Annotated in this window: 17 protein-coding genes and 2 tRNA genes; 10 read left to right on the top strand and 9 right to left on the bottom strand. The window is 49.0% G+C overall.

Going from position 1 to position 14828, the window contains the following annotated elements; genetic code table 11:
- Positions 1 to 361 precede the first annotated feature (361 nt).
- The 4 genes from OLTU_RS33030 to OLTU_RS00480 all read right to left on the bottom strand — a co-directional run bounded on the left by OLTU_RS33030 (position 362) and on the right by OLTU_RS00480 (position 1627).
- Positions 362 to 655: a hypothetical protein gene (locus tag OLTU_RS33030; protein ID WP_369696371.1), complete on the bottom strand. Its 294-nt coding sequence runs from the start codon at positions 653 to 655 to the stop codon at positions 362 to 364.
- Positions 577 to 801: a hypothetical protein gene (locus OLTU_RS32580; protein WP_245676803.1), complete on the bottom strand. Its 225-nt coding sequence runs from the start codon at positions 799 to 801 to the stop codon at positions 577 to 579. The genes OLTU_RS33030 and OLTU_RS32580 overlap by 79 nt, the downstream gene beginning before the upstream one ends.
- A gap of 137 nt (positions 802 to 938) precedes the next feature.
- On the bottom strand, positions 939 to 1400 hold the full coding sequence (locus OLTU_RS00485) for a transposase (protein ID WP_141730811.1): 462 nt from the start codon (positions 1398 to 1400) through the stop codon (positions 939 to 941).
- Positions 1397 to 1627, bottom strand: a complete 231-nt coding sequence (locus tag OLTU_RS00480; RefSeq protein WP_218109759.1) for a hypothetical protein — start codon at positions 1625 to 1627, stop codon at positions 1397 to 1399. Before OLTU_RS00480 ends, OLTU_RS00485 begins: the two co-directional genes overlap by 4 nt.
- A gap of 494 nt (positions 1628 to 2121) precedes the next feature.
- On the opposite strand from OLTU_RS00480, the gene OLTU_RS00475 reads away from it, so the two are divergent.
- The 7 genes from OLTU_RS00475 (at position 2122) to OLTU_RS00450 (ending at position 7753) form a co-directional block, all read left to right on the top strand.
- Positions 2122 to 2430: a DUF1153 domain-containing protein gene (locus tag OLTU_RS00475; RefSeq protein WP_141730809.1), complete on the top strand. Its 309-nt coding sequence runs from the start codon at positions 2122 to 2124 to the stop codon at positions 2428 to 2430.
- Positions 2431 to 2549: 119 nt separating this feature from the next.
- A complete protein-coding gene (locus tag OLTU_RS33025) occupies positions 2550 to 2756 on the top strand; it encodes an IS3 family transposase (protein ID WP_369696370.1) in 207 nt (68 codons plus the stop codon).
- The gene (locus OLTU_RS00465; RefSeq protein WP_141730807.1) at positions 2678 to 3265 is read left to right on the top strand and encodes an IS3 family transposase; all 588 of its coding nucleotides are present in this window, start codon (positions 2678 to 2680) and stop codon (positions 3263 to 3265) included. Before OLTU_RS33025 ends, OLTU_RS00465 begins: the two co-directional genes overlap by 79 nt.
- 366 nt (positions 3266 to 3631) lie before the next feature.
- On the top strand, positions 3632 to 3973 hold the full coding sequence (locus OLTU_RS33020) for an AAA family ATPase (RefSeq protein WP_218110398.1): 342 nt from the start codon (positions 3632 to 3634) through the stop codon (positions 3971 to 3973).
- 36 nt (positions 3974 to 4009) lie between these two features.
- Complete coding sequence (locus OLTU_RS32190; RefSeq protein ID WP_218109758.1) at positions 4010 to 4738, top strand: ATP-binding protein; 729 nt, start codon at positions 4010 to 4012, stop codon at positions 4736 to 4738.
- A 164-nt stretch (positions 4739 to 4902) separates the two neighbouring features.
- A protein-coding gene (locus OLTU_RS00455) for an IS3 family transposase (RefSeq protein WP_439956666.1) occupies positions 4903 to 6014 on the top strand; the annotation gives its coding sequence in 2 pieces (ribosomal slippage) (positions 4903 to 5155 and positions 5155 to 6014; 1113 coding nt in all).
- Positions 6015 to 6328: 314 nt separating this feature from the next.
- A complete protein-coding gene (locus OLTU_RS00450) occupies positions 6329 to 7753 on the top strand; it encodes an immunoglobulin-like domain-containing protein (protein WP_141730806.1) in 1425 nt (474 codons plus the stop codon).
- 344 nt (positions 7754 to 8097) lie between these two features.
- On the opposite strand, the gene OLTU_RS00445 is transcribed toward OLTU_RS00450, so the two are convergent.
- Together OLTU_RS00445 and OLTU_RS00440 are read right to left on the bottom strand one after the other, a co-directional pair.
- Positions 8098 to 9276, bottom strand: coding sequence for an ATP-binding protein (locus tag OLTU_RS00445; protein ID WP_141730805.1), 1179 nt, complete (start codon positions 9274 to 9276; stop codon positions 8098 to 8100).
- A gap of 1000 nt (positions 9277 to 10276) precedes the next feature.
- Positions 10277 to 10609, bottom strand: coding sequence for a helix-turn-helix domain-containing protein (locus tag OLTU_RS00440; protein ID WP_141730804.1), 333 nt, complete (start codon positions 10607 to 10609; stop codon positions 10277 to 10279).
- Positions 10610 to 10853: 244 nt separating this feature from the next.
- On the opposite strand from OLTU_RS00440, the gene OLTU_RS00435 reads away from it, so the two are divergent.
- The 3 genes from OLTU_RS00435 (at position 10854) to OLTU_RS00425 (ending at position 13466) form a co-directional block, all read left to right on the top strand.
- Complete coding sequence (locus OLTU_RS00435) at positions 10854 to 11918, top strand: J domain-containing protein (protein ID WP_141730803.1); 1065 nt, start codon at positions 10854 to 10856, stop codon at positions 11916 to 11918.
- 114 nt (positions 11919 to 12032) lie between these two features.
- On the top strand, positions 12033 to 12602 hold the full coding sequence (locus OLTU_RS00430; RefSeq protein ID WP_141730802.1) for a hypothetical protein: 570 nt from the start codon (positions 12033 to 12035) through the stop codon (positions 12600 to 12602).
- A 462-nt stretch (positions 12603 to 13064) separates the two neighbouring features.
- A complete protein-coding gene (locus tag OLTU_RS00425) occupies positions 13065 to 13466 on the top strand; it encodes an SRPBCC family protein (RefSeq protein WP_141730801.1) in 402 nt (133 codons plus the stop codon).
- Positions 13467 to 13479: 13 nt separating this feature from the next.
- Here OLTU_RS00425 and OLTU_RS00420 read toward each other — a convergent pair.
- From OLTU_RS00420 to htpX, 3 genes are all read right to left on the bottom strand, one after another.
- Positions 13480 to 13569, bottom strand: a tRNA-Ser gene (locus OLTU_RS00420).
- Between the two features lie 29 nt (positions 13570 to 13598).
- Positions 13599 to 13683, bottom strand: a tRNA-Ser gene (locus tag OLTU_RS00415).
- Between the two features lie 148 nt (positions 13684 to 13831).
- Entirely contained in the window at positions 13832 to 14746 is a 915-nt protein-coding gene (gene htpX, locus OLTU_RS00410; RefSeq protein ID WP_141730800.1) for a protease HtpX, read from the bottom strand.
- Positions 14747 to 14828: the final 82 nt, after the last annotated feature.

The raw sequence follows: 14828 nt of genomic DNA, 5'->3' as shown, positions 1-14828 counted from the left end.
TCCTTGATGCGAACAGGACGATGATCATAAACAGATTCAGAGAGATGGGCACACTTTGGGCAGACCTCGTGCGTCGAAGTTTTCTTAAAAAACCCCAGAATTCGATTGCTGAGTTTTACCGATTTCACAAGTTCCAGTTCAGGAAGAAGAACGAGTCGTGCTGGTCTTTCCATAGACATAGGCGCCCTCCTGGCTTTTTGATTCTGGCGAACCAAAATCTACGGCAGGTTTGCCTATGTCCCTATTTTATTTTTGGAAATGACCCACCACGAACCGAGAAGACCCCCAATTGTCCCATAGCTCAGTTGGGTTGCGAATATTCGGTTGTCAAAGATCAAGGTGGTTTTCTTCGCGGGACCTGTTACCCATAACCCAACGTGAGTTTTATGTTCATAAGACAACGCTTCACCTCCTGTTCATATCGCCTTGGAAATATAACAATGGTCTGCCTTGCCTTTCGCACCACCTGACAGGCAAGGTTGACCAGACAATAACGAATTCTTTTTGAAAACATCGGACGATCAGGGCGCATCACCGTCCCCAGAAAGCGCATGAAATTGTATGCGAAAGCCGCTATCAATCCATAGGCGCGGTTTGCATTAAGCTTCTGGCAGGGAAAGTGATGCAGATCAAATCCGTTTTTGAGTTCCCGAATGAAATTTTCGGCATGCCCGCGTTTGCGATAAAGTCCACGGCATCCTCGGCGGAAAGGCCCGAACTGCTTTCTGAGGTAATATAGGCCTGATACGTCCAGTGCCAGTCGGCAAAGATCTCCCGCTCGCCCTTGCGAGGTCGTCTCATGAAAATCACCCGGAAAACCTTCTCACACTTTTTCGAATGGTAAAGCGATTCGCCGACCTCGGCCTCCTCCTCTTCCAGCGTCTTGCTCTTTGCCTTCGGCCACTTGATGCGCCGTCGCAGAAGAGGACTGTAAAGGTTTACCGCATGGCGATCAGAAAGCCAAAACCGTTCTGCTCGCAGGCCTGGAACACAGGATTGTTGCAGTAACCCGAGTCAGCCCGCAAAAGCGGGCGCTCGCGCCGCAGCTCACGCGGCAGATGACGCGACACCTCGCTGATGATGAACGGAGCGTCCTCGGAGGTGAAGGCATTGCCCTCCCGGACGTTCAGATAGTGCAGAAAGCCCTTCTGATCAAACACCTCGATCGAGCTCAGGCTCCACTCATTCTTGTAGTTATAGGCAAGGCCCTCCATCTTCACACCATGCTGCTCATGCCCCGTCGAGTCGATATCCAGCACCAGACGTTCCGAACTTCCGCTCCGCAGATGAAGCTCACCAGCCAGACGGCAAAGCTCCTGATTCAAATGCTGAAGCTGGAAACCGGAGAATTTTCGCAGGAAATCCTCATAGGTTGCTGATGAAACAAGAGGGCCGTTCACCCTGCAAAACGAGGGTCTTCAGCCAGGGCATCCATATCATCAAGACAGTCGGCACCACTCACAAGACCAAGCATAAGCGCGCGGAATTTATCGAAACTCGAGGCTCGCGAGGCTATGCGAAGTCGCGGAAGACAATCCACAGCCCGCTCCTCGAGGCGAGTGCTGGTCAGCAGATTCTCGAAAAACAGCAGACCACCGAGCGCGGAGAGCGCCTTGTTCTGAAACATCACCCTGTCATTCATCACTCAACATCCGGATTCCAGCGCCCCATCCGTGGGACACATGGCCGGACTCCATTTGCGCTCTTCTGGCTTGTCTGTAAAGGCGGAAATTTCAGGTGTCGGGTGAAAGCATAGGATGGGCCGGAAATCCGAACGGATCTGAGTTTCGTCACATCGACGGCTGGGAGTTTCGGGGATCTAGATATATAGGCAAAAGTCCCGGGGCCTCCATTACATGCCCGATCCTAAAGCCAATTCCAAAGGCCGGGTAGCCTGCTTCAATGGAGATGCTGCCAAGGAGATCGTAAAAGTGTTGAATCAGCGTGAACGCGATCAGCCTTTCTTTCCATATGGAGCAGACTGGTACTTCAGAGTTGGAGGCGTCTTGGATACCCGGAACTAACCTTGAAGGACTGTCGACGTGGTTCTCTGTACTGGTGGAGTGTTCCCCTCCTGTTTCGTACAGGGTATAAGAAAATTCTGTACTAACGGAGTATGCAATGAAGACCGACTTTCAGAGATGGACTGCCAGACGCAAGGTTGAGTTGATAGTCAGGATCATGAAGGGAGAGAAGTCCCTGGTTGATGTCTGTAGGGAGCAGGACCTGAAGCAGTCTGAGGTCGAAGGCTGGATCGAAACCTTCCTTAAAGGCGGAGAGAATAGTCTCAAGACCAACGCCAAGGAAGATCAGGCCCAATACGAGCGGGAGATCAAAGACCTCCGGGCCACGGTTGGAGAGCTGGTTCTGGAGCTCGATGCCCGAAAAAAGTGGCAGGCTCTGAGCCAAGATCAAGAGACGAACTCTTAGGGCTTCAGAGCGTTCTCAAGGAGGAGGGCAAGGCCGTATCTCTTTCCAAGCTCTGTCAGTGGTTTGGAGTGCCAAGGTCCAATGTCTATTACCAGCCAAAGGGTGGCCGCGCGACCCGTATGGACCAGGATTTGGTTCTTGGGATTCGTCGGATTATCGAAGAATTCCCGACCTATGGAGTCCGACGTATTCACGCAGTTTTGAAGTTCCGTGATGGCCTGAAAGTCAACCGGAAAAGGTCCACCGGATCATCAAGCTCAATGGCTGGCAAAAGACTGAAAAGCCCCGAGGCATGCGCCCCAGGGTCCAGGGACGAAGACACCTGACCTTCCGCTCTGACCAGCTTTGGGCGATCGACACGACGAGCATATTCTGCGGCAAGGATGGCTGGTGTCATCTCACTGCCGTGATCGACTGCTTTGATCGGGAAATTGTGGGCTGGCGGCTTTCAAGTTCGGGAAAGGCCAAGGTTGCATCAGCAGCGCTTGAAGACGGTCTCAGGGCTCGTGGGCTGATCTGGAAACCGAAGGTCCACCTGACTCTGAGAAGCGATAATGGACTCGTGTTTGGTGCCAGGGAGTTCGTTGGTGTTGCGCAGAGACACGGCATCGAACAGCAATACATTACCCCTTATAGTCCGGAGCAGAACGGCATGATTGAGCGGTTCTTCAGATCCCTTAAAGAAGAGTGTATTTGGCTGAATCGATTCAGGTCAAAGGATGCAGCTTTCCAGGCTATTGCCGACTGGATGGACTTTTACAACGGGATGAGGATGCATTCGGCGCTCGGTTATAAATCGCCGCGTCAGTATCGTGAGCAAACTTTAGTGGCTTGAGTTGTACGAAAAGTGGGGAGCACTTCACTGGCTTGGTCACAATACAAAGCTTGATGTTATTGCCTTACGCAACCATGCGAGACATAAGAGCATTGAGACAACCGCTCTTTATACTCGAAGACCATGGGATCTATCGGTGAGTTCTGGAGCTTTGGATCTGGACGAATAGTAGCAAAAGTAGCCGCATGCATCGATCCAACTATGCATTATAGCCATGGTTAATTTCTTGAACCAAGCTTGTGAGCTTCCATTTCTGCTGTTTTTGCCTGGAAAAATCCCAGGAAAAGATCTGCTTGGTTTTTCATGAAAATTCAAAGTAGGAGTTTTGTTTGTATAGACGACCTCTCAATATACCAAAATTATTGAATAATTCTTTTTTTATGGGGTCCTCGCCAAGTCGGGAAGACGAGCCTGTTAAAGGAGACTTTCCCGGACACCTCCTTTATCCAGCTTTTGAAAAGTGATGAATTTGCTCTCTTCCAAAGTTATCCGGAACGACTGCGAGAAAGAGTCAGGAGAAATACCTGGAAGTTCGTTATCATTGACGAAATTCAGAAAGTCCCCAGCTGCTTGATGAAGTTCATCTGCTCATTGAAGACGATGGTGTGGTCTTTAGGCTTTGTGGATCGAGCGCTCGAAAGGTTCGTAAAGGCCATGCAAACCTTCTCGGAGGGCGTGCCTTGCGATATGAAATGTCAGGCTTGGTAGCGGCTGAAATCGGCTCGGAATTCTCTCCTGGAGAAAATGCTGAACCGTGGCTACATGCCACTTATATATGATTCCAATGAAGCTGCTCTGCATTTAAAATCATATTGCGCAGACTATTTAAAAGAAGAAATTTTCGCAGAAGGACTGGTTCGCAAGTTACAGCCGTTCAGCCGATTTCTTGAAATATCTGCATTAGGTGATACGGAGCTTCTCAATTATGAGACTGTTGCGCGTGATTGTGGCGTTTCAGCACCAACGGTCCGCTCTTACTATGAAATTTTAGTCGACACTCTGCTGGCACGCTATCTGCCAGCCTATACTTTCAGGCCGAAGCGTAGAGTTTCGTCGAGCCCGAAGTTTTATTTCGCGGACGTTGGTGTTGTTAATTATCTTGCGCAACGTGGTCAAGTCTTGCCAGGATCGAGTGCGTGGGGAAAAGCCTTTGAAAACTGGGTTTTTCATGAACTCACGACTTACATCGAATACACTGGGCGGCCAGAGACATTGAGTTACTGGCGTTTGACAACAGGGGTCGAAGTCGATTTCATTGTAGGACCTATGAAGGCAGCAATAGAATCCAAAGCTTCGTCGAATATTCATTCTGATCATTTAAAAGGCCTTCGCGAACTGAAAAGCGACTACCCTGAGATTCAGAAGAGAATTGTCATATCAATGGAGAATGGAGCTCGCATGACAGAAGATGGGATCGAAATTCTAAGCTATCAAGATTTTGTCAAGAGCCTCTGGGCAGGAAACTTGTTCTAACCGAGTCCCCGAAACTTTCCGTCAGTCTCGTTCCGCTTTCCCGTCATTTGCACGCTATCATCTGACTTGGCGCTCGCAGCAGATTGACGTTGACCCCGAAAAATCCTCCAGCGAAAAGCTGAAAAATCCGCTATAATTCAGCTCTCTTTGACGTGGAGAGATGTATGAAAACGTCCAAGTTTACTGAGGAACAGATTGTCTATGCCCTGCGTCAGGTGGAAGCTGGCGAGGCTGTGGTGGATGTGTGTCGTAAGCTGGGAATTTCGCAGCAGACGTTTTATACCTGGAAGAAAAAGTACGGAGGGCTTGGTTCGACGGAACTCAAGCGAATGCGTTTGCTCGAAGATGAGAATCGCAGGCTCAAGCGCTTGGTGGCTGACCTGAGCCTTGACAAGCATATGCTGCAGGAAGTGATCGAAAAAAAGCTTTGAAGCCTGCAAGGAAGCGGGAGATTGCAGACTTCCTGAAACGTGCCTTCAAGATTTCCGAGAGACGATCCTGCAGTGTTTTGCTCTTCGACCGATCGTGTTGTCGATATCGAGCCCGCCGACGCGATGATACGGCCATCCGGATGCGAATCAGAGATATTGCACAGAGTCGGGTGCGATACGGCTACAATCGCATTTATGTGCTTCTGCGGCGTGAGGGATGGTTGGTAAATCGCAAGAAGGTTCATCGCATATACGTCAGTGAGGGTTTGAGCCTGCGACACCGGAAGTACTACCGTAAGCGTCGTTCCCAGATCCGAATCATTCCTCCGACACCCACAGCTCCCAATCAGCGTTGGTGCATGGATTTTGTTCACGACTCCCTGGCTGACGGAAAAGCCATTCGAATCCTAACAGTCGTCGATACCTTTAGTCGCGAAGCAGTGCTACTTGAATGTGGGCGAAGCATGACCGGAAAACATGTTGCAAATGCTCTTGAAAGGCTGTCTCATGGTCATGGGATGGCCTCATTCATTAACGTCGACAATGGGAGTGAGTTTATCAGCAAAGCCCTCGACGACTGGGCGCATTGGAAAGGTGTGCGGCTGGACTTCTCCCGGCCCGCGAAGCCAACAGACAATCCTTTCATAGAGTCTTTCAATGGAAGGTTTCGAGATGAATGCCTTAATCAATCGGTTTTTGAAAGCCTTGAGGATGCTCGGCATAAGATCGAACAGTGGAGACGTGAGTACAACGAGGATCGCCCACACAGATCTTTAGGTAATAGGACACCCCAGGAATTCCTGAGGGAATTTGACATGAACAGAGCTGAACAAATGCGATTTTAAAGTGCTATTTGGAGGAGTTTTTTGGACCCCCTCAACAAATGCGATTTTAAAGTGCTATTTGGAGGAGTTTTTGGGGCCCCCTCAACAAATGCGATTTTAAAGTGCTATTTGGAGGAGTTTTTTGGACCCCCTCAGGAAATGCGAGTTTAAAGTTCTGTTTGGAGGAGTTTCGGGGAACCCCTCATCAGGACTGAGTTTCTTCACATCAACGGCCGGGAGTTTAGGGGATCTAGATAATAAATTATATAAACGATAATATTGATGATGGTCGGCACTGGTTTAATGGTGCATTCACAATCAAGGTTAATCATAAAATGAACGAAAATCTGGGGATTTACAAAAATAGTGGGCGGGTAAAAATTTTCGGCGCTATTGTACTCTTGTGTTTTTTCATGGGTATGTCTGAATCTTGCAAAAAGAAATCGAAAAGTGTGGAAACAACTGACTCGTTGAATGAAGAGGTTTTATTAAGGGAAAAAGATGGTCTAACTGAGAGAGACTTCTCTTTTGCACCTTGTGACACCGCTTCGCGCGTCACTAAAAACTTTAGTCTCCTCACAAAAACAAACGAAGAAACTTCTATACATTGGGCAAGTAGCAATCCAGAAATTATCACAATATCCAACGGCGCCGCAGAAGTCATACAAAGCGCGAATATCGAGAATGTTGTCCTGACAGCAAAGCTCACCAGAGGCTCTGCAACGGCAACAAAAGAATTCACCATTGTTGTTGTTCCGAGGAGTGAGTCAGACGTTAGCAACGATGATGGCGTTTACTTCGTTGGATACAGTAATAATACCTCCAATACGCCCGTGGGAGGCTATTGGAAAGCTGGAACATGGAGTGGAAACGAGCTCCTGGCAACCAGCCCCGATGACACCGTTAACGTTAGCTCTGTGGTCATGCTGGGGAATGATGTCTATTCAGGCGGGCATATCAGTGATTCCAATTTCAAAGTTACAGCAGGCTACTGGAAAAATGGAGGGCGGACTGCACTCGAATCCCCGGTCGGTTCGCAACAGCCACGCTTTATCTCAATGGCAAGCTCAGGAACAGACATTTATACATTGATATACAATGAGATGGAGGCCGGATACTGGAAGGCTGACCAATGGTTTCGTCTATCCAGCGATCAAGCTTTTACAAAGGTAACATCACTAACTCTAGATGGGAATGATGTATACGTGACCGGAAACAGAAAGATTCGTGAATCGACCTACGCGGGCGGATACTGGAAAAATGGAACCTGGAATGAGTTGACTTCACCTGCGGCTGTTCCGCCAGGCTCGTGGGCGGAATCCATTTATTTGTATAACGATGACATCTATATCCCCGGATCTTTCGACTGGCACGGTGGATACTGGAAAAATGGTGAATGGACCAACCTTCCTGCTCCTCTAGGGCTAGAAAATTATATTTCAAACTCTTGGCAAGTCATAATTTCTGATAGTGATATCTTTGCTCTAGGATACCTCCAGGAGTTTTATGTGCGCCCCTTTGGCTCTGACCCTAAACGGTTTGGTTACTGGAAGAACCGAACTTGGACAGAATTGAATCATTTTGTACACACAATTGCCATCTTCGGCTGCGATTTATATGCAGTAGGACATACGATTAATTCTTCTAACAATAAACTCCCTGGTTACTCGAAAAACGGGGTATGGACCTCTCTCCCACCGCTGGACGCATCGAAAGATGGGGAAGTTACTTCAATTAAAATTGACCAACAGCTGCGTTGAATGTCGCAAGAATTTGTTCTTATCACTTGCTTGAGGAAGCTGCTCCGACTCTCATACAAAACAACGACATCGACACGTGGTGATGAAGTTTTAGAGATGCAGTAGACGATAAACTTCTTAAACATTAAGTAGTTAGATTTTATCCCCGGAACTTTTCCGTCAGTCCCGTTCCGTATTCCCATGACCAGCTCACTTTTGCGGTCTGAGATGGAAGAGGCCGCCTTGCACTAATAACTGAGATGCATAATTCTCCTCATGGACCTGCTTGTTCTCGCGGATCAGCCGTCCATCACCCGCCATCTGAATTCAGGCGCACCATGGCCCTCCGAGATCCAGCGGAATACTCAAAACCAGTCTTCAGGCGATGTCCTCAAAAAATCTTCGAGCGGCACGCCTCCCATTCCCACAATCAAGGTGCGACAATCGGGATTCCGCTTCTTGAATTCTGCCAATCCTGAAACGGATCTCTGTCGCCTACCGCTTTTAACCTCTATGGCCAATATGCTTCGCCCCAGCGTATACACAAAATCGAGCTCCCATTTTCCTTCGCTCCAATAGAATAGCTGTCCTTTCTCCCTCGAGACACGCCACAGATGGGAGCCGATCACGTTTTCAACAAGGTGCCCCTTTGATTCAGGGTCTTCCAGCCAATCACTTGCTTCTCGCTCATCAATTGCAGTTAAAAGAGAAGGATCCAAAGTCAAAAGTTTAGGACTGGATCCACGCGATCGTACACTTTCTCCACTGAATTTCTGCAGCCCACATACCAGTCCGCATTGTGACAATAGGTCAAGGTAATGGGCGAGAGTCGTTGTATTACCTGCATCATTCAATTGCCCCAGCATTTTTGTATAGGAAAGAATTCGCCCACCATAATTGCAAGCCAAGAAGAATAAGTTGCGAAGCAGAGCAGGTTTATCGATACGTACAGTCGCGAGTAAATCCCGGGATACGGTCGCCTCGATAATGGATTCCTTTACATAATGTCGCCAGCGCTGGGGTTCCTTTCGCAAATGAGCCGCACCGGGATATCCACCAAAATAAAAATATTCATCCAGGGAATATGCAAAAGCGTCCGCCATCTCTTGATAAGACCAATGAGAGGCATAAATTGTTTCATAGCGACCTGCAAGGCTTTCTGTAATTCCTCGCGCTGCGAAGAGTGGGGTGCTGCCTAATAGCAGGACATGAAGAGGCGTCTTGTTGCGAGTGTCTGCATCCCAAAGAGCTTTGACGCTGTCGGACCAATCTGAAACTTTTTGGATCTCATCGATCACAAGGACCGCCTTACCTCTATTCTTTGCCAGAACACGCCCCCTCTGCCATTGCGTTTCCAGCCATATTCGGTCACGGGTTTGCGCGTCGTCAGCTGAAGCATAAAGCTGAGGGATTTCATTATTTTCTTCTAACTGCATGACGAGAGTAGTCTTTCCAACTTGGCGCGGGCCCAGAAGGATTTGAATGAACTTCCGATCCTCATTTAATCTTTTTTTAATTATTTCAATGGTTTGTCGTCTGTACATTTGCTCTTTCCGGATTTACTCAATTGCTCGAGTAAATTTACTCAACTTAAAGAATAAAGTCGAGGTCGGATCTCCGGATTCTTCGCAACAGCTTATAAATGCTATAATGACTGCTAATAAGCAGTGCGCCAGTTAGCAGGGTTACGCAAATACTCCATGAACCATGTGCGAAGGAGAGCATCGATCACTCGGGAATCCCGGTTGTATCCTGGTTTATCATGAAGTGCTGAGTGGTATCGTCTTATCAGATATAGGGCTTGCCTGCTGAGGAACGTGCCGTCCTCTCCTTATGAGTCACTGCCTCTATTTTTCTTTCGCCTCGCCAGTTCTCGAGACCCTGAAGAACCTCTGCCGCCAGTTTCCGACGTTTTTCGTCCTGTTTGAATTGCCTCGGTTCTTTGGTCAAAACCAATTTAAACGGAGATCCTACGCGGGTCGTCTGAAGCGTAACGGGGATCGCAAGCGAATCAATCTCTTGATGCAGATGACAGCGGCGCTCCTTATTTAAAGGGAGGATGATTTGCCTTGACGACGAATTCATCAAGAATCCTTTTAGCACCGTACGTTAATATAAATTGGACAACGAGTTGATTTTATGGAAATAATATCCGAATGCGCCATGTCGGCAATGCAGCATCACTCTATCCTCTCAAGCTAGCCAGCTACTTCAATCTCAACATGTTATCTATTCATGAAATTGGTAGCTTGAAGTTATCACAGTTTCTAATCTCGAGTGGCAGGCCAGCGCTCAATGTGATGAATGAGCTGGCACCTAAGAGCTATAGCAATGACCTCATCTCCACGTTTATTGAAAATGACATTGTTGCTACTAGTTAGTCCTCATAGCTGTCAGTGAAGTGAGTCGATACATCAATCGGGGAATCTACTTTCTTTGTTCCAAAGAAAAAGTTGAATTCGATCCTCGAGCAAAGACTGCCGCGATAAAAGATCGGTGGTCTGAACTCACATGTCTCGAAGACTAAGTTCAAATCCTCCAACCTCATTCCGCATTTCCATCACCACTCTTTTTATTGGCTTGAGATTGGGGAGGATTGCCTCGACATGAGCCCTTGGTTTTGACTACCAGTACAAGGTCAAATCGATCCAATATTTTACGAATCGAATCCATCGTAAAATTTCCTCGCTTCTGCTCGATCTTCCTTAAAGTCGCAAGACTGATATCGATGTGATCAGCAAACGCTTCTTGACCTTTTGCCATCATTTTTCGCAGCGATTTTACAACATCTGAGACTTCCATTCCATTAGTTGACAGAGCTTGGTATAGCGTTGCACGGATCTCGTTTCGTTTCTGTTTATCACGAACAATGGGCATGGCATCTCCCTTAGTGAACCGCTTCCCGCAACAGCGCGATCACTGGTATGTATTTGAAAGGTTAAACACCATCTTATATCCTAAAAAATATAAAATATCCCGAATTCAGCATATTTTATATATTATGGAATATAGATCATATTCATGCGATTTTGGCTGCCTGCTCGCAAGGGGCAGGAAATGTCCCTCGCTTTTCGCTCCCAAAATTCAATATAAATGAGGCATTGCTTTGCCCGGAGAAGCCATGCCCGCAGCACGCCCGAAAAAACGCCACCAGAAGTCCAGTGGCAACATCATCCATCCCATCAGCACTTGCCGCGACTTGGTTCTGGTGGATAGCCAGCCATTACGCACGAAAGTATGGAAACAGTATCAAGCAGCTCTGAAGAAATTCGAGAAGTACACCGCAGACCTGCACCAGTTCAAGAACACCGATACGGAACAATATCGTCTCTGGTACGAAGGTGAGTTTTCTCGTGAGATTATCCAACTCCATAAATCCCGTTCAGCCGTCGCGGATTTGACGGATTGGATGGAGCAGATTGAAGCCTATGCTGAGTACCATGATATTTCCCTGGCGACCAGCTTGCGCGTCCTCTCGGAGGCCAAGGAAGATGGGACTCTTGATGATCTTTGGGAAGAGATGGTTAAAGAGATAGAGGAAAGCGAAAACAATTCGAAAGGAAAAAAAGCCAAGGACGAATGGCAGAAGTTTGAGGAAGCCTTTGACGAGGTGTTCGAGGAAGCTACCGAGGATTTTTTTCAAGATCACTCTGATGAAGGAGCGGCCGGCCGCCGTGGACGGTCGCGGGACGCGAATACTGAGCAGGAGTTGCGTAAACTTTATCACCAGCTCGCCTTAAGATTGCACCCGGACACCAATCCCGATCAAAGTCAGGAACACAGGCAGCTTTTCCATAAGATGCAGGAAGCTTACCGGGATCAGGACGTCGAGGGTCTGGAAGAAATCTGGAAAAAGCTGGAGGGAAAAAGTGAAGGGCCGTTCTCCTGGAAGACTGCGGCTATCAGTGAGATCCTGAGCCGCAAGAATTCTCTGAATCAGCGGAGCCGGGATCTGGGGACCGAGCTGAAGTATGCGCGGAGCCACCCGGCTTGGGAATTTTCCAAAACAGTGAAGAATAAGTCTGCTCTTTCTGCTCTTAAGCTGAAGGTTCGCCACGTTCTCAAGCGTGAGCAGGCGGACGTTGACACCATTTGGGACGAGTTGAATGCCCAGCTCCAGGCGGTGGAGAGGCAGGCCCGGAGGACGGGTCAACGCAAAGCAAAAGTCAAATCCAAAATCCCCTGATCGCTTTCTCCGACAGATTTGGTAGAAACGCGCATTTTCATGAGTCATCAATAATATTGGAGAGATTAGCCGCCGTTCGCTAGAATAGAGCGTAGCTATATAGGAGGAAGGCACGTGACCAAAACAATGAGTGGCGCTCAGGTGACCCCTGCGAACGTGGGGATCGCGGGCCCGGAGTCGGATGTCCTTTCGCTGATTATCACGCGTCCGGAGGATACGACGGACTGTCCTTTCTGGATCGGGCTCTATAAGAAGGGCGACGCGGGGGCACGGGAAGTGTTTGCGCTGGAACGGATTGAGGACGTGTTCAAGCTGCTGATGGAGCAGGGGCTGGATGAAAAGCAGGCCTTGATGCTGTCGGATAGCAGCGGGGAGGTGACCCGGCAGTTTTATTTGGTGCCGGAGACGCTTTGCCTGAGTGATCGACAAGAGGCGCAAGCCCTTATTTTGAAGACGGTTGAAGCTCTGAAGCCGACCCGGATTGGGGTTTACTTTGGAATTGATATGGAGGACCCCGAGTTTAGCCGGGTCCTGCTCGAGGAGATCCTGATTGGGCTGGCGCGAACAGGGATTCGGGAGCTGTTCCTCTTTACGGGGAATTTAGGGGTGAATGCAGTCCTCAATGCTGCCCTCAGAGTGAAACATGGGCTGGCTGGAAACAAAGAGCTGCAAGTCTTTCACTAAAACGGATGAATAGGGCGAGCAGAACTTTCATTTGTTCGCGTGAGATGCCGCGTCTTGAGACCTGAAAAACCTTTGAGGCGTGAAATCCTTGGTGGTCAACGGGTTGATCTTATCCTTCGATCAGATGAGCGCCTGCCTCAGTCTCTGATTAAATATTGAACACAAGTTTTCCTGTTATCGCTACGTCATTTTTAGCGTAAAATAAAGTTATCCACAGAAAAACGAAAAAGCTGTGGATAACTTCATCAGAAAGAATCCAGCCTGTAAAAAATGACCGGGAAAATATCCTTCTCCAGCTGCTTAAAATCTGAACAAAAAAGCGTAGAGAAAAAAGCGGCGAATCGAATTTAATCACGCCATATTTTCGATCACAAAATGACATATTTTGTCAAGCCCGCGCCTGGTGCATGTTGGTTTTTGGGATTTTCTGAAATTTATGCGTCAAAAAAACAGGAGGATTCCATGAGCTGGCCTGCACAGCATATCAGCATTAGCATCAACCGCACGCCGGACAAGGTTTACGCGTACGTTGCGAATCCCGAAAATCTGCCGCAATGGGCGGCGGGACTGAGTGGAACGATTCGCAGGGCAGGGGAGCGCTGGATCGCGGATTCGCCGATGGGTGAGGTGGCCATAAAATTTGCACCGCACAATGCATTTGGGGTTCTGGATCATGATGTGACGCTGCCGAATGGCGAGACGGTGCACAATCCGATGCGGGTCGTTCGCAATGATACGGAGAGCGAAGTGATCTTTACGCTGTTTCATCGACCGGGGATGACACAACAGGATATACAAAGCGATGCCGCTCAGGTGTTCGAAGATCTATTGAAACTGAAAATGATTTTGGAAGAAAGGGAGTGAAGCGGAAGTGCGGTGGCGGAGAGAGAGGGATTCGAACCCTCGGTCCAGTTACCCAGACGCGTCCTTAGCAAGGACGTGCATTCGGCCACTCTGCCATCTCTCCAGTCAAAAAAATTCCTCAAGCTCTGCGAACGGAGGGAGAGGGATTCGAACCCCCGGTGAGTTACCCCACAACGGTTTTCAAGACCGCCGCCTTAAGCCACTCGGCCATCCCTCCATATCTCGGGAAGGAGGCCCTCAGAGACACGAAGCTTGAGCAAGGGTTTTATAATAGCAGGCTGGAGTCTGGCAACGCTTTTTTCGCAAGAGATCTCGACAGGTGAGGACGGCGGGGGGCGGATGGGCCGGCTTGTGCCGGCCGCGTATCAACTTGCGTACTGCTGCAGACGGGCGATACGCACTTCAAGCGGTGGGTGCGTGGCGAAGAGATGCAGCCAGCCGCCCTTGCGTGAGGAAATTTTTAACGCCGCCATGGCTGGTGCGCGTTGATCTTCATCCGGCAGCTCGGTATTCGCTTTCAAGCGCTGCAGAGCGCGAATCATCTTGTTGCGACCGGCAAGCGTGGCGCCACCGGAATCGGCACGGAATTCGCGATAACGCGAGAACCAGGCCACGATTATGCTGCCCAGGATGCCGAAGAGGATTTCAAAAGCAAACACCGTCATCATATGGGCAAAGTAGCCCATTCCGGATGCGCCTTCCTCGTCATCGCCCCGCAGGAGTTGACTGACGCCATAAGCGGCAATGCGCGCGAAGAACATCACAAAGGCGTTCACCACACCCTGGATCAGGGTCATGGTCACCATGTCACCGTTGGCAATGTGCGCCACCTCGTGGGCCAGCACACCTTCGACCTCGTCGCGGTCCATGCGGTTCAAAAGACCCTGGGACACCGCCACCAGCGAATTGTTTTTGGACGGACCGGTGGCAAAGGCATTGATTTCAACACCGGGATAAATGCCGACATCAGGCATTTTGGAAAGACCGGCGCCCTTGGCCAGTCGATGAACCATCTGTACGAGTTCAGCCGCGCGGCCGCCCGCATAAGGATCGATGATTTCCACACCCATCGACCAGATGGCAATTTTTTTGGAAATCAAAAGGGAAATGAACGAACCAACCATACCCCAGATCAGACAGAAAACCGCCAGGGAGCCGATGTTCAGGCCGCGTTCCGTCAGGTAGGGTTGAACGCCGAGCAGGTTCAAAACCAAAGACACGGTCACCACAATCGCGATGTTGACCGCAGCAAATAGCAGGATTCTCTTCATAAAGGCCATACCTTAACTCCCAACTAGCGTTAATCCTGACATGACAACCAAGCGCCTTCTTTAAGGTAAGCATGAACCGGTCGCTGTCAAC

Source organism: Oligoflexus tunisiensis (assembly GCF_001748245.1).
GTDB classification, from domain to species: domain Bacteria; phylum Bdellovibrionota_B; class Oligoflexia; order Oligoflexales; family Oligoflexaceae; genus Oligoflexus; species Oligoflexus tunisiensis.
The sequence above is the reverse complement of the archived record's forward strand: the minus strand, read 5'-3'. Positions and strand labels throughout refer to the sequence as shown.